The following is a 22,586-nucleotide window of genomic DNA, read 5'->3' as shown; positions in this document are numbered from 1 at the left end:
TATTATCGTTTAATTATTTTACATTTGCTTTTGTAGATATTTATCATGAACAAACAACTTTTTATTTTTTTATTATTAACTACTCTAAGCTTTAACAATGTTTTTTGTCAAGGATTTAATAGAATAAAAGACTTAAGTATTGAAAGTAATTTTGATAACGATTCCACCTCATATTCTAGTGAAACGAAAGTGATTCTGTCAGGAAAAACAAAATACACTGATTATAAAATATTTTCACATAAAAGAGACACAACTTATATAGACACTACTTTAACGATTCGTAAAGAATATCTTTTTAATTATTTAAGAAAAGATAATTTTGAATTACTAGCATTTCATAATCAAGGACAAACTTTTAATAATTTAGGATATAGTTTTAGCAATGTAAATCAATTACCAGATATTGGTTTTACTGCAAAACAGTTTAGTTATTTTGATGTAGATGACATTAATTACTATGAAGTTCCTACACCAACTACAGAAATTTTATACAGAACAGGATTACAACAAGGGCAAGTTGTGGATGCTTTATTTACATTAAACTTTTCAAAAAGACTTAATGTTTCTATTGCATACAAAGGCTTACGTTCTTTGGGTGACTATAGAAGAGCATTAGCTAGTAACGGAAACTTTAGAGGTACTTTTACATATAAAACAAAAAATAATCAGTATGAAATTAGAGGTCATATGACTTCACAAGATTTTTTTAATCAAGAAAATGGAGGACTAACAGATACAGCATTAGAAAACTTTATTAATGAAAATGAAAACTTTGATACACGCTCTAATTTAGATGTAAATATAGAAGATGCCGAAAATCAATTTGATAGTAACAGAATTTATCTTGAACATAGTTATAAACTATTAGCAAGTAAAGACACTATTAATGATAAAGATTTTAGTAATTTAAAAATAGGGCACATTTTAACTTCAGAAAATAAAAGCTATAATTTTACCCAAACTACAACTACTACCGATTTTTTTGGTGATAATAACGCTACTGATTTTGATAACAATACTGCCAAAAGTAAAATTACAAATAATGAAGTTAATTTAGAGTTTAACTCCAAATATGTACTAGGTAAATTTAAAGCAAAAGTAAATTTAACCAACTATACATATGGTTATGACACCATTTTAAATAGCAATAGTAATATTGATAAATTAGAATTAACAGGAAGAGCAATTTCTCTTGGAGCTAGTTGGAATGCAAAAATTAAAAAATTTCAATTAAATGCAAATGGCTCTTTAACGCCTGGCTCTAGCAGATTATCAGGCAGTTATTTAAAAGGAGAAGCACTTTATAAAAAAGATAGTTTATTTACTTTAAAAGGAAGCTTATTACTAAGCTCTAAATCAGCAAATTTTAATACTCTTTTACATCAAAGTTCTTATGATGATTATAATTGGCAAAACGATTTTAGTAATGTAAACACAAGGGATTTAGGTTTTACATTTAACTCAAAATGGATAAATGCTGATCTAAATTTTACGAATATTGATAACTACACTTATTTTGATGAGAATAATACTCCTCAGCAATTTACAAGTCAAATCACTTATTTAAAAGTAAAAGCAAATAGAGAATTTAAATTTAAAAAGTTTGCACTTGATAATACTATAATGTATCAAAATGTAAGTAGCGGAAGCTCTGTTTTTAGAGTACCAGAATTGGTAACAAGAAACACCTTTTACTATACAGATTATTGGTTTAAAGGAAAACCAATGTTGGTAAACATTGGTGCAACTTTTAAATATTTTACAAAATATAACGCAAATGCTTACAACCCATTATTAGCAGAATTTACACTTCAAAATGATGAAGAAATAGGATTTCCAACTTTAGATGTTTTTTTTAACGCACAAGTTAGAAGAACACGTTTATTCTTAAAAGTTGACAATATTACTTCTGAATTTTCTAAAAAGAATTATTTTTCTGCACCTAATTATCCATATAGAGATTTTACAATACGTTTTGGTCTAGTATGGAATTGGTTTATATAATGAAAAAAATATTAAAAAATAATTGGAAACTCTTTTTAATTGTAAGTTTTACTTTAGGATTAGCACCTTTTAACCCTCCACATATTTGGGGTAAAATTCAATGGATTTTAGGGGAAAATGCACTTTCTATAGAAAATGGAATGCAACCTAAAGATTGGTTTGATGTTTTATTGCATGGTTTCCTTGGATTTTATTAATGATTTCTATTTGTTTAAATCTTTTTTCATCAAAGGCAAAAAACGATTTGCAATAGAACTCTTTTTCTTTTCTATAGTTACAAATCCTTTAGATTTATAAAAATATTTAGCATTAGGATCTACTAATACAATCATATCTAAACAATGTAAACTTTTCGCTTTTTCAAAAGAATGATATAGTAATTGCTTCCCAATACCTTTTCCAATAAATTTTGGTAACACAAATAAGAATTCTAATTCTATAGTTTTGTTTTCAGGCTGATTTAAAATATAAAAACCTACAACTTCATCATCTTGCATATATTTATATACAATCATTTGCTGAACCATTTGTTCAGAAACAGTTAAATCCTCTCTCCAACTCTCAATTAATTCATTAGAATAACCCCAAAAAGCTTTTGATTTTAATGCAACATTTGTTAACCTTTTTGCATCAGAAGCAATTGCGTTTGTAATCATTTTTATTTCTTTACAAACTGTCTAATTTTAATATTTAAAGCAGCAAATAATAACGTTGTAAAAGGAGATAACCAATTAAAAATTGCGTACATAAAATACTCACCTACTCCAACACCTAAAACTCCAGACTGATAAGCTCCACATGTATTCCAAGGAATTAAAACAGAAGTTACTGTACCAGAATCTTCTAAAGTTCTACTTAAATTTTCTGGTGCTAAATCTCTATCTTCATAAGCTTTTTTAAACATTTTTCCAGGAATTACCAACGCCAGATATTGGTCAGATGCAATTACATTTAACCCTAAACAACTAACAACAGTACTTGCAAATAACCCAAAAATAGAAGTAGCTATAGAAAGTAGCGCTTTTGTAATTTTTGCTAACGCACCAATGGCATCCATAACTCCTCCAAAAACCATGGCACAAATAATTAGTAAGATGGTCCATAACATTCCTAAAATTCCTCCAGAAGAAAATAATTCACTTAATTTTTCATCACTAGTTTCAACTTGAGTATCTGTCCAAATAGCATTTAAAACTGATTGAAATTTTGACGCTGACAACGAACTTAGTACATCAGTCTGAAAAATAAATGCAAAAATTGCTGCTAAAAATACTCCAATCACCAATGCTATTAATGGTTTTGTTTTCATCAAAATCATTACAATTACAGCTATAGGAACTAAAAATAACCAAGGAGAAATGTAAAATGTATTGTCTATAGAAGTTAATAAATCACTTATATCTGCACCACCAGTGGTATCTATTGTTCCGCTTAAAATAGCAAATACAATTAATGTTATTACTATTGTTGGCACTGTTGTATATGCCATATATTTTATGTGTGTAAATAAATCTGTACCAGCCATTGCTGGTGCTAAATTGGTAGTATCAGAAAGTGGAGACATTTTATCGCCAAAATAAGCCCCAGAAATTACTGCTCCTGCAATCATTCCTGCAGGTATACCTAACGCACTTCCTATCCCAACCAAAGCTATACCAACTGTTGCAGACGTTGTCCAAGAACTACCCGTTGCAATAGAAATTATTGCTGCAATGATTACACAAGCAGGTAAAAATATTGCTGGACTTAAAACTTGTAAACCGTAATAAACCATTGCTGGTATAATACCACTAACCAACCAAGTTCCTGCCAATGCACCTACTAAAGCTAAAATTAAAACAGGTACAAAAATACTTTTCCAATTTTCCCAAACCTCTGCAATCATTTTATGAATAGTTACTTTGTTAAAAAAACCAACAGCTGCGGCAACCAGACCTCCAATTAATAAAATATATTGATTTGTGTAACCCCCAAACCATTCTTGCCCTTCTACAAAAAAGATATTGTAAGCTAATAACCCCATTAAAATAACTACAGGGATTAAAGATTCTAAAAGGCTTAACTCTTTATTATCAATTATTTTTTGATCTTCAATTTCAATTTCTGATAAGTTTTTATCCTCTTGCATTCTATAAAATTTGGTAATGTAATGTTACGATTTTACAAGATGTTATGCAAATCAAATTGGTTGGTTTACTTTTGTAATATGGATTCATTAACTCAAATTGTTTTAGGTGCTACTTGTGGAGAAATTGTACTTGGAAAAAAAATAGGAAACAAAGCTTTATTATTTGGCGCAATAGGTGGTACAATTCCAGATTTAGATGTTTTTATCGGCAGGTTTTTATATAGCAATGAAATACAAGCCATGGCTTTTCATCGTGGATTTATGCACTCTATTTTATTTGCAATTTTGGGCGCATTTTTATTGGGGTGGATTACCTTCAAACTCTATAACTCTGGTAAAAGAAGAGAAACTAGCACTTTAAAAGATTGGATTTGGTTATTCTTTTTAGCCATTTTTACGCACCCTCTTTTAGATTGTTTTACCCCTTACGGAACACAGCTTTTTGCTCCTTTTTCTGATTATAGAGTTGCTTTTAATAATATTTCAGTTGCAGATCCATTATATACAGTTCCTTTTTTATTATGTATGATTATTTTGATGTTTTTCAACAGAAAAAGAACAAGAAGACGTTGGTGGTTAAAAACAGGGATTTATATTAGTTCTGCATACATGATTTTTACCATTATTAATAAATTTTATGTAGACTCAGTTTTTAAAAAATCATTTGATAAAGCTGGGATTACTTACGCACGGTTTTCTGCACAACCTACCATTTTAAATAATATTTTGTGGTATGCAGTTGCAGAAGGTGAAAATAATTATTACTTAACTTTCTATTCTTTACTAGATAAAAAATCAATTTCTGAAAAGATAATTACAATTGAAAAAAAACACGATTTAATTGATATGACTGATAAAAATCTTCAAACCTTAACTTGGTTTAGTAACAACTATTTTAATCTTTCAAAAAAAGAAAAAGTTGGCACTTATAAATATGTAGATTTACGTTATCCAATGTTAAATCCTGATGATGCAAATACATCTGTTTTTAACTTTACTATTTTTCATGAAAACGGAAATTGGGATATTTTACCTTTTGATGGATCTCCACCTAATAAAAATGATTTTTCTAAATTTATTAAACGTTTAAAAGGGGTTTAATTTGTCTTTGCTAACGGAAACAATTTACTAATGAAAAGAGATTGCTTCAATTATTTTTTATTTATTTAAAAAAAATAAAAAATTCTGACTAAAAATCTAGAAAAATAAAGCAGATTAGTAATACACATAGTATTTTTAGTATTGAACAAGTAAAAAATACTACAGCAATTATTCTCAAGTAAAAACAAAAAACATGCAATCAATACGTTATAAATTTTTTGAACTTTTTATCATATTTATCTTAATTCCAATAAGTTTTTATTTTGATTATAAACCAATATTAAAATTGATTATTGGTGTTTCTGGTTTTGGATATATCTTATATGTCTTACTGAAAATTGAAAAGATTAAATTCAAAATTATTAAAGAGATTAACTGGAAAAATTTTTGGAAAAGAACTCTTATAAATTTATTAGTAATTATTATTGCAACTACCTTTTTTGTTTGGTACTCTGACAAAGAAAATCTTTTTACTGTTGTTTTGAATAAGCCATTAATGTGGATTTTAATTTTATGCTTCTACTCCATCTTTTCTGTGTATCCTCAAGAACTTATTTACAGAACCTTCTTTTTTAAACGCTATAAAATTCTTTTTAAAAATGAGTTTTTATTTATTTTGATGAATGCTATTTCATTTTCTTTAGCACATTTATTATTTAAAAATACGTTGGTTTTATTCTTAACTTTTATCGGCGGTATTCTTTTTGCTTTGAGTTATAAAAAAACAAAATCCACCTTTTTAGTTTCTGTTGAACACGCTATTTATGGCTGTTGGCTCTTTACAGTTGGTATGGGTTCTATGTTAGGTTTTCCTTCTTAAAATTTAAACTAAATTTTCACCAACACTATTTTTTCTGATTGTTTTTTTACTAAAGTTCCATAAAAATCTTTTAAATATTGATAATAGCTAGATGGTATTATAGAACTATTAAACTCTAAAATAGATATTGTTTTTATTTTATTACCAATTTGTAAAACTTGATATTTAAAAATTCCAATATTATCTGGAAGAGCAATACCAATTGGTTCTGGCAATTTTTCCACTTTATACCCTTCAGGAATTTCTATAAAAATTTTATTTTCATCTTTCCAAGCTGTAGCAAAATCTACAGGAAATTTTCTTTCTTCCAATTTGAATGGGTTTTTATGATTTGTTAAAAACAATAATGGTTCTATATACAATTTCCCGCTAATTTCTTCAACCAAATCTTCACTATAAAATTTTACTCTTCTTATAACTGGTTTACTTAAATCTTGTTCATTGGTAATTTTAAAGTCTTCAACTTCTAAATTATTTTTTTCTTCATATTTGGTTTCAAGTACTTCCTTTTTTATATGATTGTTTTTACTTCTAAAGTTTAAAGCATTAAGGTTTTCAAATTTTGTTCTTATAAAACCATTAACGGAAATATCATCAGAAATTTTTACCATCATAGTATTATCTTCTTTTGCTTTAATAGAAGACGTTAATTTTACCCAAGAAGAAGTTCCATCTTTTTTAACTAGTCTTCCATCCCAATTTAAAGCTCTAACAGGCAAAACATTTGGTAAACTGTAAGATTCTGTTGCATCTAATAAAACATATGAATCATCTGGAAATTGAACCACGGAAATAACATAATCAAAACCTTTTAGTGTTGGAAAAAGTGGCAGTCCATTTCCTCTAGAACTTACTAAAACAGGATTTGCTTTTAAACCTGCATATCTTAACATAGAGGTTAACATTAAATTGATATCTGCTACATTACCAGCACTTTCCTTATAAGCTTTTTTTACTCCTTTTTCGGTATATTTCCCATAAAAACCATTCCATTTTACTTTGCTTTTTACAAATTGAAAAATAGCATTCAATTTTTCGGTACTAGCTTTATAATCGACTAAAAGTTTGTCTAAATCTTCTTTAAAATAACTTGTTTTTTTAAGTTCTGCTCCAAAAGAAGAAGATCTAAAAATTTGCTGACTTACGTTTGCCCAAGAGGTGGAATAATTTTTAAGTTCTCCACCAATACTCATAAAATTTGTTTGTGATAATTCAAACTTTACTCCACCTCTATAAGCATTAATATTTGCTACATAAGATTCGTTATTTTTTAAAGCAGGAATATTATTACCATTAAAGTTCAAAACATTAACTCTATATTCACTATCACCAATTTTACCACTTTTTGATGATTTCTTTACTGGAATACTATAATACCCTTTATTAGTTGATCTAAAGGTATAATATTCTGGAAACTCTAATTGAGAATTTATTTTTTTAATTGGAATTCCTTTTTGAAACTCAACATCATCTATTGAAGTTGCATAAGGAGAAGTAATAGTATATTTAATATCTACAACACAACCTTCTTGTAATTTAGGCATGGTAATTTTAACTTTACTGTTGTATTTATTGATTTTTTCTTTAAAAATACTTTTTTTAGATAATTTTTCTTTTTGGATTTTTCCATTTTCTTTAAAAAAGGTATATCCTCTTATACTACCAACAGATTCTGATTCTCCAGAATCTGGGTTATAATATTTAACAGATTTTGTAGCGTAATCAAAACCTTCTTTTGTATAAATTTTTATTCTGTGGTGTATGTTTGTTATCAATTGAAACCCTTCGTTTGGAATAAAATCAAAATAACTTCTTCTATATTTATATAAATATGCTGCATCTACAGTGGAATCAGTAGGGTAAAATTGCTCTTCAACTTCTTCTTTTGATACTTTACCAAACTTGTAATTTTGAGCAAATAAAGATGCCTGAACTATCAATACCATTAATATTATAACTTTCTTTTTCATCTTTATTTTTTTAATAATGCAATTCTTGTGTTTTCTAATTTTACAATACTTCTTCTAAACTTTCTAAATAATTTATAATCTTCTTTTGAATAAGTGCCTCCTTTTATTAAAATCGATTTTTTATATAATAATTGATGCTCATCTACCTTTTCAAAACTTAAAGAATAAGTACCAAATTTTGTATTTAGCTCTACTTTTTCTGGTATGTATTCTAACTTATAATTTTCTGGAATATGTATAATGTATTCATCTACATCTTTATAACCTCTATAAATTTTAAGTGGCAAATTTCTTGTTCTATATCTTTTAGGAATAAAACTTTCTTTATTAAATACATTTACTCTAAATAAAATTTCTTTTTCATTTACAGTTGCATAATTTTTAATAGCAACTTCTACAGCTTCCTTAAGCTTAATATCTTTTTTGTTATTTTCTATTTTTGCAGAAATAATCTCTAAATTATTATTATAATCCCAAACATTGGTTTTGTAATTTTTTATCAATTCTTCTTGATTCATTTCAGAAAAATATGATTTAGAATCATATTGAGTTCCTTCTGAAATTCTTTGCAAAGTTGCTTTTAAGTCACCTGTATCATCTAACTTAATTTTTGCAGTTAGTTTTTGTAAATTTTCTTCATTTTTATAAGATGTTGTGTGTTTTATTACACCTCCTTCTGGCGTAATTACAAGTACATCTCTATCATCTGTAAACCTACCTAAAAAACCAAAAGGAGTTGTTTGACTTGTACACTCTAACCAAACATCTTTGTCTTTATTGGGTATATTTAAGATTACATGGTTACCTTGTTCTAGAGAAGCAAAATCTTTTTCAAATGAAACAGGCTCATGACTATTAGCTTCAACATGTGTATAATAAGAAGTTACACCTACCAAATCAAGCAAAGATTTTGTATAATTTGTAAGTCCTTTACAATCTCCATACCCCAATTTATCAACTTCGTTTGCAGCTATCGGTTGTATACCACCAATACCTACCTGAACGCTAATGTATCTTGTATTATCTTGCACAAATTGATATACAATTTTAGCTTTTTCTATTGGATCATCAACTCCTTCAACTAATTTTAATACTTTAATTTTGGTTACTTCATCAAGTAAATTTCTGTTTTTTAAAAGTGAGTTATTCATCCAAGAACCAAATTCACTCCAATTTGTGTAACTACCACTAACACCATCAGTTTTAAAATCATTAAGAGCTATTAAAGATTTAGGGCTATAGTTTCTTAAAGATATTGCGTACGCTTCTTTTTTAAAAGATTTTACGTTAATGATTGAATAAAATATCTTAGCATCATCAATAGATTTTTCAATTTCAAAACCTTCAAAGTTTTTTTCTTTTATTCTTACTTTTCCATATTTTAAATTTACTTGAAACTCATTTTTTTGAACAGAAACAAAATAATTTTCTACAGGACTCCAATTAGGAAGAAAACCTGTTGAAGACGTTTTCTTTTCATACTCTAAATGAACAGTGTATGGATAAGAAATTGGCGTATAATCTAAATATTTTACCCTAGAATCTGAATATAAAGTCCCTCCATCTACAGCACTAACATCTGTAAAATTTTTCTTTTTAACCTTTTTTATTTCTTTGCCAAAAGCATCATAAATTTTGGCTTCTAATTTGTTAATTTTAGAATTATTATCATAACCAACAGCAGCTCTAACATTTTTATCCCCTAACTTATTTAAAACAGTTATTGTTCTATTTACAGAAATTATCATCTGATCAATACCTAAAACATCTATGGTTGTTTTATGATACCTTACAACAGAATTTGCATCTTCTTTTATCTCTGACGGAATTAAAATGGAAGAATAATCTGATATTTGACTAAATATATTTGTTGATAATAATAGAAACAGGGAGAAATAGAAACTCTTATTTTTTTTCATGCAATATTTTTTCTAGCTTTTTTTCCTTGAAAAAAATTCAGGGGTTGCAAAAATAAAGATAATATTTTTAACATTTATTTTAAGAATAATAAAAAAAACCATCATTCGAAAAATTATTGAATGATGGCTTTATAAAATTAAAATATGATTTTATGACTTAGAAGATGAATCTTTTTTATGTTCAACTATTTCTTCAGCTTTTATATCAGTAATATCTTTTCCTTTTAAATAATCTGGTAATTGCATACCTGCCATATTAAACATTTCTTGTAAAGGTGGCACTGATTTATACATTCCAGAAATAAAGTTAGAAGTTGATGATTTACCATCTTTACCTCCACCATTTTCCCAAACAGTTACTTTATCAATTTTAATATTTTTAATTGCTTCTGCTTGTATTTTTACTAATTCTGGTAGTTTATCTGCAATTAATAATAAGGCTGCATTTTGAGAATCGTTTCCAGCTGCTTTTACAATTTGATCTAAACCAGCTGCTTGTTTTGTTAAAACTTCATACAAACCTTGTGCTTCTGCTTGTGCTTTGAATAAAATTGCATCTGCTTCACCTTTTGCAATTCTTCTGATGTTTTCTGCTGATGCTTCTGCATCAATTTCAACTTTACGTTTATCAATTTCAGCAGGAACAATAACATCTGCTAATTGAGAAGAACGCTCTCTTTCCGCTCTTGCAACCTCAGCTTCTTGCTCTGCAGCATATGATTCTCTTAATGCATTTGCTGTTTGTACTTTTTCTGCAGCTATTGCTGTACGTTCTGCTTCTGCTTCTCTTTGTCTTCTTAAAGAGTCTGAATTTGCAACTGCAATTTTTGCTGTGTTTTCTCCTTCTACAGCTTGTGCATTTGCAGCTGCAACCTGTGTTCTTTCATCTTGTACTGCATTTGCTTCACCAATAGAACCATCTCTGTTTTTTTCTGCCACAGACTTTCTTGCTGCATTAATTGCATGTGCTGCAGCTTCCTTTCCTAATGCTTCTATATAACCAGATTCATCTACAATATCTGTAATATTTACGTTAATTAATTTTAAACCAACTTTCTTTAGTTCTGATTCTACTGACTGAGAAATATTAGTTAAAAATTTATCTCTATCAGAATTTATTTCTTCTATATCCATAGATGCGACTACCAAACGTAATTGACCAAAAATAATTTCTTGGGCTAATTCTTGAATATTATCTTGATTTAAACCTAATAATCTTTCTGCTGCATTTTGCATAATTCCAGGCTCTGTAGATACACCAATCGTAAATCTACTTGGCACATTTACACGAATATTCTGCTTAGAAAGTGCGTTTACTAAGTTTACTTCTATAGAAATTGGTGTTAAATCCAAAAATTGATAATCTTGAATTACTGGAAAAATAAACGCAGCTCCACCATGAATACATTTAGCTGATTCTCCTCCTCCAACTTTTCCATACACTACTAAAATTCTGTCTGAAGGACATCTTTTGTAACGTTTTACCATTGCTACTATTAGTATAAATATGAATAAAATCGCAATTCCTATTCCTACTAAACCCGCAAATGGGCTATTTTGTAATATCATAAAATTTAGCATAGTTCTTTTTTTTTTAATTTTGAGGTTCTATAATTAATATTCCATTGTTTGTTACTTCAATCACTTTAATAATTTTTCCTTGTTTTAAATCTTCATTATAATCTGTTAAAGCTTCTAATTCTCTTAAAGCTCCTTGAATTTTAATTTGAATTTTACCTATTTTAGATCTGTTTGCACCAACAGTTAAATATACCTCTCCTATAGAATTTAATGCATTCTGCATTTTTAAAGTTCCACTAGAGGTTAATTTACTGATATAGTAAAATAAACCTGCCATTACAAACATCATTGTTAAACCGCAAATAACAGATATAATTATGGTTAATGATTTAGAATTTCCAGCATCAATACTTGCTATTCCACTCCAACCAAAAATAGCAAAGAAAGCGACTAAGTTTTTAAGGGTAAAAAACTGAAAACCTGCTCCAGTATCTGCATCAATTTCTGCATCTACATCACCAATATCATCTCCGTCAGCACCAATCATTGTACTAACTAACACAAATAAAAACATCAATGTAGAAATACCTGTAATTATCCAATACGTCTTTTGAAAAGACGTTAATTCTTGAAACCATTCCATCATAACAAATAATTTTTAAAGTGATTAAATATAAAGGTTTTTTATTAATTAAAAAGAGCATTTTAATCAATAAAACTAAAACTCATTTTTTTAAAAATCGACTTATTAATTCTAGACTTAATAATTTTTAAAAATTCTAAAGTAGCTATGAGTTCTATTTATTAGTAGTTGAAAAGTATAATTTGTTACAAAAAAATATTTTTTCCTGAAAGAAAATAAAAAACCTTGATAAAAATATATCAAGGTTTAAGTGAAATTGTATAAAAAATACTTCTTTTAAAAATTAAAACGTAACCCAAATAAGAAATTACTTGATGGCATTGGCACAAAACCAGATTCTATATACTCTGCATCAAAAATATTATTAGCTGTTACAGTAAAGCTAAATTTATTAACATCTACAATTACAGAAGCATCCCAAACATTATAACTTGTACCAACTGTACGTTCTGCATGCTTATAAATAATATTTTGCCTTACATTTTTAAATAACCTACTTGCAAAACGTGTAATAAACTGATGTTTTAAAGTGTTTAATGAATAACGTGATAAATCTTTATCTTGATCTAATATATCATCATCTAAAAAATTATATGAAAAAGAAAGTGTTTGCTTAAACTCATTTATTTTAAAGCGATAATCTGCATTCAACTCAAAACCTTTTGTATTTACTTCTGCAAAATTAGTAGCTACAAACTTTGTTGCATCAATATCTGGCTTTACAAAATCTATCAAATTAGTTGCATTTCTATTAAAAAGAGCAACAGAGGTTGTAAATCTTTCTGAATCATATTTTAAACCAATTTCTTGCGCAAAAGCTTCTTCTCGTTTTAAATTAGGATTTCCACTTGTGCTACTATCATTGTAATACAAATCTGTATACGTTGGTATTCTGTATGTAGTACCTAGGTTCCCATACACCTTTAATTTATCTGATATTTGATATCCAATATCTAAACCAGGAAATGCATGAAATTTAAAATCTGAAAAATAAGTAACAGCAACTCCAGGTGTAACATCTAACTTGTCATTAGCTAATTTAAAACGATGTTCTAAAAACAAATTAGCCATTGTTCTGTTTCTGTTTCCTAAATTATTACTACTAATAAAAACTCTAGAAACATCTATACCAAAACCTGTAATACCTAAATCTGATGTGTAAGACGCATTTGTTTCTACACCCGCTTTATTTGTAATGTGTAAATTTCTGTAAAAACTTGGGTCATCTCTTTTTAACAAGAAAATATCTTGCCCTCTTTTCCAGTAAATTCTTGGTGTAACTTTAAGTTTTTCTGTTTTAAATGTTGTTGAAACACCAAGTAAACTACTTTGAGTTTCTTCATATTCATTAAAACCCCAAGAAGTTGGTGTGTAAAAATTTTGTGCTCCGAATTTTTTATTAAAAAAAGTTGCGATAACATTTATAGGTTGATTTTTTTTATTAAAAATTCCTTTTAACACATAGTTTTCGTTCTGATAATCAGAATTATCTCTATACCCATCTGAAGTTAAAACACCAACGTGTGCAATAAAAGATGAATTTTCATATTCCTCTCCAAAAGTTACAGAGCTATTTAATTGACCAAAAGAACCCGCTTCAACATTTACAGAAGCCACGCTTGCTAACTTCTTTTTAGTTACAATATTAATTGCCCCAGTAAATGCATTTTGTCCAAAAACTCTTGCTGCAGGGCCTTTAATAATTTCAATTCGTTCAATAACTTCTATGGGTAAAGCTGCATTTAAAGTATGATGCCCTGTTTGTGAATCATCCATTTTTATACCATCAATTAAAAGTAATGTTTGATCAAAGCCACCTCCTCTAATATATAAATCTGCTTGGCTTCCTGCGGTTCCTCTTCTTCTAATATCTACACCTGCAACTTGCTGCAATAAATCTGCAACATTAGTTGCTGCACTATTTTTTATAACTGTTGATGTGATAACGTTAATGGTTCTAGAATTTTCTTTAAAAGGCAAATCTATTCTAGAAGATTTTATTAAAACAGTATCTAATTCTTGAACTTCCTTTTTTTCCTGAGAAAATAAAGCCATAGAAAATGCAAAAAATGCAATAATTAAAAATTTATCTTGTGTCATTTTATTTTGATTTTAAAACGCTTCAAAAGTCGTAACTTTCCGGACGATTAAACTAGTCCAGTTTTAAAATGAAAGATAGTCCGGTTAATACCTTATTTAAACAATTAATAGATTTTGATAAAAACCTATCTCAACCTGTATACATACAAGTTGCGCAACAAATTATAAATGCAATACAACGTAGGTATTTAACCAAAAGCACAATGCTGCCTGGAACTCGAATTTTAAGTCAATTATTAAAAATTCACAGAAATACAGCGGTTGCTATCTATGAAGAGTTAGCCTCTCAAGGTTGGGTAGAAATAATACCCAATAAAGGCACATTTGTTTTAGATCCAACACAACAAACATCAAAAATAAAAGCAACTTCTCAAAAAATACATCAAGCATACACCTATTCTAAAACAACAGGGTTTCCTTTTCAAACATCATTTCATTTAGCATCAACCACGCAATTAACAGATGCTAAGTACACTATTAATGACGGAAAACCAGACCTACGATTGCATCCTGTTCATGAATTTACAAGATGGTACAGCGCTGCCATGAAACGAAAAACATTGGTAAATAAATGGAATAGACCCAATGAGTCTTCACATTCTTTATTTCAAACGCAACTATGTAATTATTTAAATGCAACTAGAGGTTTTCATATAAATCCCACTAATTTAATAAATACGCGTAGTACAGAAATGAGTTTGTACATCGTATCTCAATTATTAATAAAACAGAGTGACATTGTATTAGTTGGCCATTTAAGCAACTACGCATCTAATATGATTTTTCAACAAGCAGGTGCAAATATCAAAATAATTCCTGTAGATAAAAATGGTTTAGATGTTGATTATATTAGAAAACATTTTGTAAAAAAAAGTATCAGATGTGTTTATGTTTCTGCCCATAGAGATTACCCAACAGTGGTAACATTAAGTGCAGAACGCCGTTTAGAATTGTTGCAACTTGCTAAAGAATACTCATTTGCTATTATTGAAGATGACTACGATTACGATTTTCAGTTTGAAGGATCTGCAATGTTGCCAATGGCAAGTGCAGATGCTAATGGAATGGTTATTTATTTAGGAAAATTAGGACGATCTTTATTTCCGAGTTTTCAAACAGGATTTGTAATTGCACCAGAAAATTTAATTTCTGAAGCAACAAATTATTTACAGTTATTAGATACACAAGGAGATTTAATTCAAGAACAAATGCTCTCTGAATTAATTCATGAAGGTGAAATTTATCGTCTTATGAAAAAAAATATTATCATCTATAAACAAAGACGCGATTATTTATGCGAACTTTTAACTGAATATTTTTCAGAAATTGCTCTATGGAAAGTTCCGTCTGGAGGATTAGCCATTTGGTTAGAATTTCAATCAAATATATCTTTAGTAAAATTGGCAGAAGCAACAGAAAAAAATGATTTATTTCTACCAAAAACCATTTTATATCAAGATAAAAACACCTGTGCTATCCGTTTTGGATTTGGGCATTTAGATCTCGAAGAAATAGCAATTGTAATTAAAAAATTAAAAAGCGCTTATAATATCGTTATTCATCAACTTTAAAATTATTTTTTATCAGATTAAGATATTAACAACTTCATTTTGCCTGCTATTTTTTGATACTTTTATAGCATGTTTGCACTTATAGATTGTAATAACTTTTATGCGTCTTGTGAACGGGTTTTTAATCCGAATTTACAAGGAAAACCAATTGCTATTTTGAGTAATAATGATGGTTGTGTAATTTCTATGAGCGATGAAGCCAAGAAATTACAACTCCCTTTTGGTGCGCCAATTTTTAAGTGGAATCAATTTTGTAAAGCAAATAATATTACCGTTTTATCTTCCAACTATCCTTTATATGGAGATATGAGTGCAAGAGTAATGAATATTCTTGCAGGTTTTTCACCAGATATAGAAATCTATTCTATCGATGAATCTTTTTTACAATTAAAAGGTTTTCAAAATTATGATTTGACTGAATATGCAACCAAAATAAGAAGTCGAATTTTAAAATGGACAGGCATACCAACTTGCGTAGGAATTGCACCTACAAAAGCATTGACAAAAGTTGCCAATAAAATTGCACGCTCTAACCTAAAACAATCTAAAGGAATTTGCATTATTGATTGTGAAGAAAACAGAATTAAAGCTTTAAAATGGACAAAAATTGGAAATGTTTGGGGTATTGGAAATCGTTTAAAAAAGCGATTACAAACAAAAGGTTGTGTAACTGCGTACGATTTTACACAATTATCGAGCGATTGGATTTTAAAAGAATTTTCTATTGTAGAATGGCGTTTACAAAAAGATTTACAAGGCATTTCTAAAATTCCGTTAGAAGAAGTTTCATCAAAAAAGATGATTGCAACTACTCGAAGTTTTGAATATACGTATTCTGATATTGAAAACATTAAAGAACGTATTTCTACGTTTGCAGCAAGTTGTGCAGAAAAATTACGAAATCAAGAATCGAGCTGTCATATGTTAATCGTTCAACTTTCTAGTGATCGCCATAAAAAAGAAATGCAACAACATAGAGAAAGTATAACTGTTTCTTTTTCTTACCCAACAGATTCTACTTTAACGATTGCTAATGCTGCTGTATCCGCTGTAAAATCTATTTTTAAAAGTGGAATAAAATATAAAAGAGCAGGTGTAATTGTTACTGGTTTAGTGCCAAATAATAATTTTCAATTGAATTTATTTTCAAGTGAAAATCCAAAACACAAACCTTTAATGTCTACTATTGATAAATTAAACCGTAAATTTAAAGCAGATAAAGTCAAGTTGGCAAATCAAGATTTAAAACGTACTTGGAAAATGCGTCAAGAACGATTATCTCCAAAATTTACAACCAATATTAATGATATTTTAGTTGTAAAGTAAAATAACTTTAGATGAATGAAAATTATACGATTTTAGCAGTTTTTGAATATTCAACTGAAGCTCATGTTACAAAATCAAGGTTAGACGCTGAGGGTTTTGAAACAATGTTAATGGATGAAAAAACCATAGATTCAGATCCTTTAATTAGCAATGCTATTGGAGGTGTAAAACTATTAGTTCATAAAAATGATTTTCATAAAGCTTTTGACATCTATAATGAAATTAGAACTTATCAAAAAGACAAAAATGAAAATGATATTATTTGTGTTAATTGTAGTTCTAGTAGAATTTTAATTGCTCCTATCCAAAGAAAAAATATATTTTATATGTTATTTCCTTTTTTTGAAAAAACAAAACATATTTGTAATGATTGTAAAACAATATTTTAATCTTAGTTTTTAAAACAAAAAAGTTATAATTTGCACATTAATGGAAACTTCTAAAACACTTACTTTTTTTACCCCAAAAGCATCTTCTGGAAATGGTGCTGTATTTGTTGATGTTGGTATTTCTGCTGGTTTTCCTTCTCCTGCAGACGATTTTAGAGAAACAAGAATTTCTTTAGATGACGAATTAATACACAACAAAGACGCTACTTTTTTTGCCAAAGTAAAAGGGCAATCTATGATTAATGCTGGTTTAGACGATAATGATTTATTGGTAATTGATAGAAGTTTAGAACCCGTAAACAATAAAATTGCTGTTTGCTTTTTAGATGGTGAATTTACTGTAAAACGTTTGCGCGTAGAAAAAAATGAAGTTTGGTTACAGCCAGAAAACCCTAATTATCCTATTATAAATATCACTGAAGATAATGATTTTGTTATTTGGGGAATTGTAACTAGCGTGATTAAAAGAGTATAATTTTACGATATACTGAAACTATTTTGTAAAATCAGTTAAACATAAAAAACAAAAAACTATGGAAAACACTTTCGAAAACAAAACCTTATTAATTGAATCTACAGATCAAGTTCGTGTTGAATTTTATAAAAAAACATATGCACATGTTGCTGGTGGTGTTTTATTATTTGTACTCTTTGAATATTTATTATTACAAAGTGATGCAATTGTAAACTTTATGATGTCTATGACAGAAGGTTGGAGATGGCTTGTAATGTTAGGTGGTTTTATGCTTGTTACAAATTATGCAGAAAGTACGGTTTTAAAAACTGCTGATAAAAACATACAATATATGGCTTATGCATTATATACTTTTGCACAAGCAATTATCTTTATTCCACTTTTATATATTGCTATTTATTATACAGAAAGTGCAGATTTAGTACAACAAGCAGCAATTGTTACTTTGGCTTTATTTGTTGGTATTTCGGCAATTGTATTTATTACTAAAAAAGATTTTTCTTTCTTAAAAGCTGGTTTAACTGTTGGCTTTTTTATTGCAATCGGTTTAATAATTGCAGGAACTTTATTTGGTTTTAATTTAGGTTTATGGTTTTCTGTAGCAATGTGTTTATTAGCTGGAGGCTCTATTTTATATCAAACCTCTAACCTTGTAAATAAATACGGAACAGAAGATTACATACCAGCTTCTTTAGGTTTATTTGCTTCTTTAATGTTACTTTTTTGGTATGTTTTACAGATATTTATGTCTAGAGATTAAAATTTAAGTTTATATAAATTTAAAAAAATCGGTATTTTTTAGTACTGATTTTTTTGCTTAAAATAGTTATCACTCTTTAATATTTTATTATTCTTTTAAGCAAAATATTAAAAACGTGAAGTAAAGTCTTAGCAGAAATTTAATTCAAATTACGTTTTTCAATAAAAAAACGTTTTAAGATTTGAGAACACTCGTTTTCTAAAATCCCAGAAACTACTTTTGTCTTTGGATGCAAAGTAGTTTTTAAATTTACAAAACCTCTTTCTAGCTCAGTTGCTCCATAAACTATCTTACCCAATTGCGTCCAATAACTTGCGCCTGCACACATTTGGCAAGGCTCAAGCGTTACATACAAAACACATTCTTTTAAATATTTTCCGCCTAAAAAATCGGCAGCAGCAGTAAAAGCTTGCATTTCTGCATGTGCAGTTACATCATTTAAAGTTTCTGTTAAATTATGTGCTCTTGCAATTATTTGATCTTTAAATACAATAATTGCTCCCACAGGAACCTCTCCTTTAAAAAAAGCTGTTTCAGCTTCTTCTAAAGCTTTTTTCATAAAATAGGTATCATCGAAAGGTTGAATCATATATGTTGATTATAAATGTCAAAATTAAGTAAAATATTTACGATAATTTTGTATTTATTACCTGTTCATTTTACGGACACAAAAAGTTATATTGTATTTTTGCAAAGACATGAAAAATTTGTTAGACAACATATCAAACCCTTCAGATTTAAGAAAATTAAATCCAGAACAATTGCCGAAATTAGCAAAAGAATTGCGCGCATTTATTATTGATATTGTTGCCGTAAAAGAAGGTCATTTAGGCGCAAGTTTAGGTGTTGTAGAACTAACTATTGCATTGCATTATTTATTTGACACACCCAATGATTTATTAGTTTGGGATGTTGGACATCAAGCTTACGGTCATAAAATTTTAACAGGCAGAAAAAACATTTTTCACACCAATAGACAATTTGGCGGAATTGCTGGTTTTCCATCCAGAAAAGAAAGTGAATTTGATGCTTTTGGTGTTGGCCATTCTTCAACTTCTATTTCTGCAGCTTTAGGAATGGCAATTGCATCTAACTTAAAAGATGAAACAACAAAACACCATATTGCTGTTATTGGTGATGCCTCTATTGCAAGCGGAATGGCTTTTGAAGCCTTGAATCACGCGGGTGTTTCTGACGCAAATTTACTCATTATTTTAAATGATAATGCTATTGGAATTGACCCTTCTGTTGGTGCATTAAAAGAGTATTTAACCAAAGTAAAAAGTAACAAAAGGCTCGCTGCTCAAAACAATATTATAAAAGCTTTAAATTTTGATTATTCGGGTCCAATTGATGGTCATGATTTACCAAAAATTTTATCAGAATTAAGTAGGTTAAAATCTGTAAAAGGCCCTAAATTTTTGCATGTTATTACTACAAAAGGAAAAGGTTTACAAAAAGCTGAAGAAGATCAAGTAACTTATCATGCACCAGGTAAATTTGATAAAATCTCTGGAGAACGCATTAAAAAAGAAGAAAATAAATACACAAAATATCAAGATGTTTTTGGAAAAACGATTGTAGAATTAGCAAAACAGAACGATAAAATTGTAGGAATTACACCTGCAATGTTAACAGGAAGTTCGTTAAAATATATGATGCAAGAATTCCCTAAAAGAACTTTTGATGTAGGAATTGCAGAACAACATGCTGTTACTTTGGCGGCAGGTATGGCCACTCAAGGATTAGTTCCGTTTTGTAATATTTATTCCACTTTTTTACAACGTGCTTACGATCAAATAATTCATGATGTTGCTCTGCAAAATTTACCTGTAATTTTTTGTATTGATAGAGCTGGTTTGGTGGGAGAAGATGGCGCAACACATCATGGTGTTTTTGATATAGCCTATTTAAGATGTATTCCTAATTTAATAATTTTTGCACCAAGAAACGAAATTGAATTACGCAACATATTATATACTGCTCAATTAGGGTTGAAAAACCCTATTGCAATTCGTTATCCTCGTGGAAACGGCAGTATAATTAATTGGATACAACCTTTTAAAGCAATTGAAATTGGGAAAGGAACTTGCTTACAAAAAGGAAAAAATATTGCCATTTTATCTATTGGAACAATTGCTGATACTATTTCTAATGCAATTCATTTATCAGAAAAAAAAGATGCCATTTCTCATTATGATATGCGTTTTGTAAAACCTTTAGATGAAAAACTATTGCATCAAATTTTTAAGGAATATAAAACAATAATCACTATTGAAGATGGTACTATAAAAGGCGGATTTGGTTCTGCTATTTTAGAATTTGCATCCCAAAATAAGTATAAAAAAAGCGTTAAAACGTTAGGAATTCCTGATGAATTTATAGCTCATGGAAGTGTGCTAAAATTACAGCACAAAATTGGTTTAGATACCCAATCTATTTATAAATTTCTAAATAATATTTCCTGTTAATTTTTTATGCATTCTTATTGCGTAACTATCAGACATACCAGAAACATAGCTGCAAATAAGCATAATTCTACGGTATAAACTATCATCTTCTATTTGATATTCTTCTGGTAGTAAATTCAAAACTAGCTTATCATAATTAGATTGATTACCATCAAATTTATTATTTAACGCCGTTACAAAAACATCTAATAAATCAGCAATAATTCTGTAGCCAGCAACTTCTTTTTCTACAACTTCTTTGCTTTTATAAATTTTAGAAACACTAATTTTAATGATATCATTAATTTGCGCTTCGTATTTACATTTATCTAGTAAAGATTTCTCAAAAGTTCCATTTAAAATAGCTTCTTCATTTGCTAAAAATATAGCTACAGCTTCATTAATTAATACACCAATCGCCAAAGCTCTTAAATAACTTACTCTGTCTTTTTTGTGTTGTAAAGAATGGTATTTTTTGCTATCAATAGTGTCTTTCACTAACTTAATCATGTATTCTAAAGCAAATTCTTCATCGATTAGACCAAGATTAATTCCGTCTTCAAAATCTATAATTGTGTAACAAATATCATCTGCTGCTTCAACTAAATATGCAAGCGGATGTCTATAAAAAGAAATAGCTTTTGATGATTTTTGTAGCAACCCTAAATCTTCTACAACATCTAAAAAAGCTGTTTTTTCTGATTGAAAAAAGCCGTATTTTTTATCTGCAATATGATTGGTTGGTTTTTTAGGTAAACTCTCTTTTGGATACTTTATAAACGCTCCCAAAGTTGCATAACTTAAACGCAAACCTCCAGAAATACCTTCTCTAGATTCTGTTAATATTTTAAATCCGTTTGCATTTCCTTCAAAATCGATAATATCTTGATACTCTTTTGCAGATAATTGATCTTTGTACTTTACTCCTTTTCCAGTTTTAAAATACTCGCCAATTGCTTTTTCTCCGGAATGACCAAAAGGAGGATTTCCAATATCATGCGTTACAGAAGCTGCAGCAACAATAGCACCAAAATCATTAAAAGTATAACCTAAATTTACCAAGTTTGGATGACGTTCTAATAACACCTTTCCTACTCTTCTACCCAAAGTTCTACCCACCACAGAAACCTCTAAACTATGCGTTAAACGTGTGTGTACAAAATCGGTTTCCGATAACGGAATTACCTGTGTTTTGTCTTGTAAACTCCTAAATGCTGATGAAAATATAATTCTATCAAAATCTACCTCAAAACCTAAACGTGTTTCGTCTTGTTGTGCTCTTGGACGTTTTTGAGTATCGCCAAATCGTTTTAAAGAAAGAAGTTGTTCCCAGTTCATCATAATTATAAAATATTGTCGAAATTAAACAAAAAAGAGAAGCTTTTCAACTTCTCTTTTTTTATCTTTTA

At 28.7% G+C, this 22,586-nt stretch carries 19 protein-coding genes; 10 read left to right on the top strand and 9 right to left on the bottom strand.

All coding sequences use genetic code 11. The features are described 5' to 3' along the window. Nucleotides 1–45: 45 nt before the first annotated feature. Nucleotides 46–2,004, top strand: coding sequence for a putative porin (locus Q0733_RS11110; protein ID WP_298782311.1), 1,959 nt, complete (start codon nucleotides 46–48; stop codon nucleotides 2,002–2,004). Then, on the top strand, nucleotides 2,004–2,201 hold the full coding sequence (locus Q0733_RS11105; RefSeq protein WP_298782310.1) for a hypothetical protein: 198 nt from the start codon (nucleotides 2,004–2,006) through the stop codon (nucleotides 2,199–2,201). The genes Q0733_RS11110 and Q0733_RS11105 overlap by 1 nt, the downstream gene beginning before the upstream one ends. Before the next feature lie 6 nt (nucleotides 2,202–2,207). Here the strand turns inward: Q0733_RS11105 and Q0733_RS11100 are convergent, their stop codons facing one another. Both Q0733_RS11100 and nhaC read right to left on the bottom strand, forming a co-directional pair. Beyond that, the gene (locus Q0733_RS11100) at nucleotides 2,208–2,660 is read right to left on the bottom strand and encodes a GNAT family N-acetyltransferase (RefSeq protein WP_298782309.1); all 453 of its coding nucleotides are present in this window, start codon (nucleotides 2,658–2,660) and stop codon (nucleotides 2,208–2,210) included. Nucleotides 2,661–2,662: 2 nt separating this feature from the next. Next, nucleotides 2,663–4,132, bottom strand: a complete 1,470-nt coding sequence (gene nhaC, locus Q0733_RS11095) for a Na+/H+ antiporter NhaC (protein WP_298782308.1) — start codon at nucleotides 4,130–4,132, stop codon at nucleotides 2,663–2,665. 78 nt (nucleotides 4,133–4,210) lie between these two features. Here nhaC and Q0733_RS11090 point away from each other — a divergent pair, with 78 nt between their 5' ends. Together Q0733_RS11090 and Q0733_RS11085 are read left to right on the top strand one after the other, a co-directional pair. Then, nucleotides 4,211–5,233, top strand: a complete 1,023-nt coding sequence (locus Q0733_RS11090; protein ID WP_298782307.1) for a metal-dependent hydrolase — start codon at nucleotides 4,211–4,213, stop codon at nucleotides 5,231–5,233. 193 nt (nucleotides 5,234–5,426) lie between these two features. Next, nucleotides 5,427–6,053, top strand: a complete 627-nt coding sequence (locus tag Q0733_RS11085; protein WP_298782306.1) for a CPBP family intramembrane glutamic endopeptidase — start codon at nucleotides 5,427–5,429, stop codon at nucleotides 6,051–6,053. A gap of 8 nt (nucleotides 6,054–6,061) precedes the next feature. On the opposite strand, the gene Q0733_RS11080 is transcribed toward Q0733_RS11085, so the two are convergent. From Q0733_RS11080 to Q0733_RS11060, 5 genes are all read right to left on the bottom strand, one after another. Beyond that, nucleotides 6,062–8,023 carry a DUF3857 domain-containing protein gene (locus tag Q0733_RS11080; protein WP_298782305.1) on the bottom strand — a complete coding sequence of 654 codons (1,962 nt, stop codon included), beginning with the start codon at nucleotides 8,021–8,023 and terminating at the stop codon, nucleotides 6,062–6,064. Nucleotides 8,024–8,025: 2 nt separating this feature from the next. Beyond that, entirely contained in the window at nucleotides 8,026–9,942 is a 1,917-nt protein-coding gene (locus Q0733_RS11075; RefSeq protein ID WP_298782304.1) for a DUF3857 domain-containing protein, read from the bottom strand. A gap of 150 nt (nucleotides 9,943–10,092) precedes the next feature. Continuing rightward, entirely contained in the window at nucleotides 10,093–11,511 is a 1,419-nt protein-coding gene (locus Q0733_RS11070; protein ID WP_298782303.1) for a flotillin family protein, read from the bottom strand. Nucleotides 11,512–11,536: 25 nt separating this feature from the next. After that, complete coding sequence (locus tag Q0733_RS11065) at nucleotides 11,537–12,109, bottom strand: hypothetical protein (protein WP_298782302.1); 573 nt, start codon at nucleotides 12,107–12,109, stop codon at nucleotides 11,537–11,539. A gap of 273 nt (nucleotides 12,110–12,382) precedes the next feature. Then, a complete protein-coding gene (locus Q0733_RS11060; protein ID WP_298782301.1) occupies nucleotides 12,383–14,206 on the bottom strand; it encodes a TonB-dependent siderophore receptor in 1,824 nt (607 codons plus the stop codon). A gap of 68 nt (nucleotides 14,207–14,274) precedes the next feature. On the opposite strand from Q0733_RS11060, the gene Q0733_RS11055 reads away from it, so the two are divergent. From Q0733_RS11055 to Q0733_RS11035, 5 genes are all read left to right on the top strand, one after another. Further along, nucleotides 14,275–15,777 carry a PLP-dependent aminotransferase family protein gene (locus Q0733_RS11055; RefSeq protein ID WP_298782300.1) on the top strand — a complete coding sequence of 501 codons (1,503 nt, stop codon included), beginning with the start codon at nucleotides 14,275–14,277 and terminating at the stop codon, nucleotides 15,775–15,777. A gap of 69 nt (nucleotides 15,778–15,846) precedes the next feature. Continuing rightward, nucleotides 15,847–17,103 (top strand): Y-family DNA polymerase, encoded by a 1,257-nt coding sequence (locus Q0733_RS11050; RefSeq protein ID WP_298782299.1) that lies wholly within the window; start codon nucleotides 15,847–15,849, stop codon nucleotides 17,101–17,103. A gap of 11 nt (nucleotides 17,104–17,114) precedes the next feature. Then, complete coding sequence (locus Q0733_RS11045; protein ID WP_298782298.1) at nucleotides 17,115–17,492, top strand: DUF2007 domain-containing protein; 378 nt, start codon at nucleotides 17,115–17,117, stop codon at nucleotides 17,490–17,492. A 40-nt stretch (nucleotides 17,493–17,532) separates the two neighbouring features. Then, entirely contained in the window at nucleotides 17,533–17,967 is a 435-nt protein-coding gene (locus tag Q0733_RS11040; protein WP_298782297.1) for a LexA family transcriptional regulator, read from the top strand. Between the two features lie 58 nt (nucleotides 17,968–18,025). Then, complete coding sequence (locus Q0733_RS11035) at nucleotides 18,026–18,727, top strand: Bax inhibitor-1 family protein (protein ID WP_298782296.1); 702 nt, start codon at nucleotides 18,026–18,028, stop codon at nucleotides 18,725–18,727. Nucleotides 18,728–18,866: 139 nt separating this feature from the next. Here the strand turns inward: Q0733_RS11035 and Q0733_RS11030 are convergent, their stop codons facing one another. Continuing rightward, nucleotides 18,867–19,316 carry a nucleoside deaminase gene (locus tag Q0733_RS11030; protein ID WP_298782295.1) on the bottom strand — a complete coding sequence of 150 codons (450 nt, stop codon included), beginning with the start codon at nucleotides 19,314–19,316 and terminating at the stop codon, nucleotides 18,867–18,869. 109 nt (nucleotides 19,317–19,425) lie between these two features. Between Q0733_RS11030 and dxs the strand changes: the two genes are divergently transcribed. Next, nucleotides 19,426–21,198, top strand: coding sequence for a 1-deoxy-D-xylulose-5-phosphate synthase (dxs, locus tag Q0733_RS11025; protein ID WP_298782294.1), 1,773 nt, complete (start codon nucleotides 19,426–19,428; stop codon nucleotides 21,196–21,198). On the opposite strand, the gene Q0733_RS11020 is transcribed toward dxs, so the two are convergent. Beyond that, a complete protein-coding gene (locus tag Q0733_RS11020; protein WP_298782326.1) occupies nucleotides 21,178–22,515 on the bottom strand; it encodes a deoxyguanosinetriphosphate triphosphohydrolase in 1,338 nt (445 codons plus the stop codon). The two genes, dxs and Q0733_RS11020, sit on opposite strands and share 21 nt — an antisense overlap. Nucleotides 22,516–22,586 lie beyond the last annotated feature (71 nt).

The organism is uncultured Polaribacter sp., from assembly GCF_947500975.1.
Classification (GTDB): Bacteria; Bacteroidota; Bacteroidia; order Flavobacteriales; family Flavobacteriaceae; genus Polaribacter.
The sequence above is the reverse complement of the archived record's forward strand: the minus strand, read 5'-3'. Positions and strand labels throughout refer to the sequence as shown.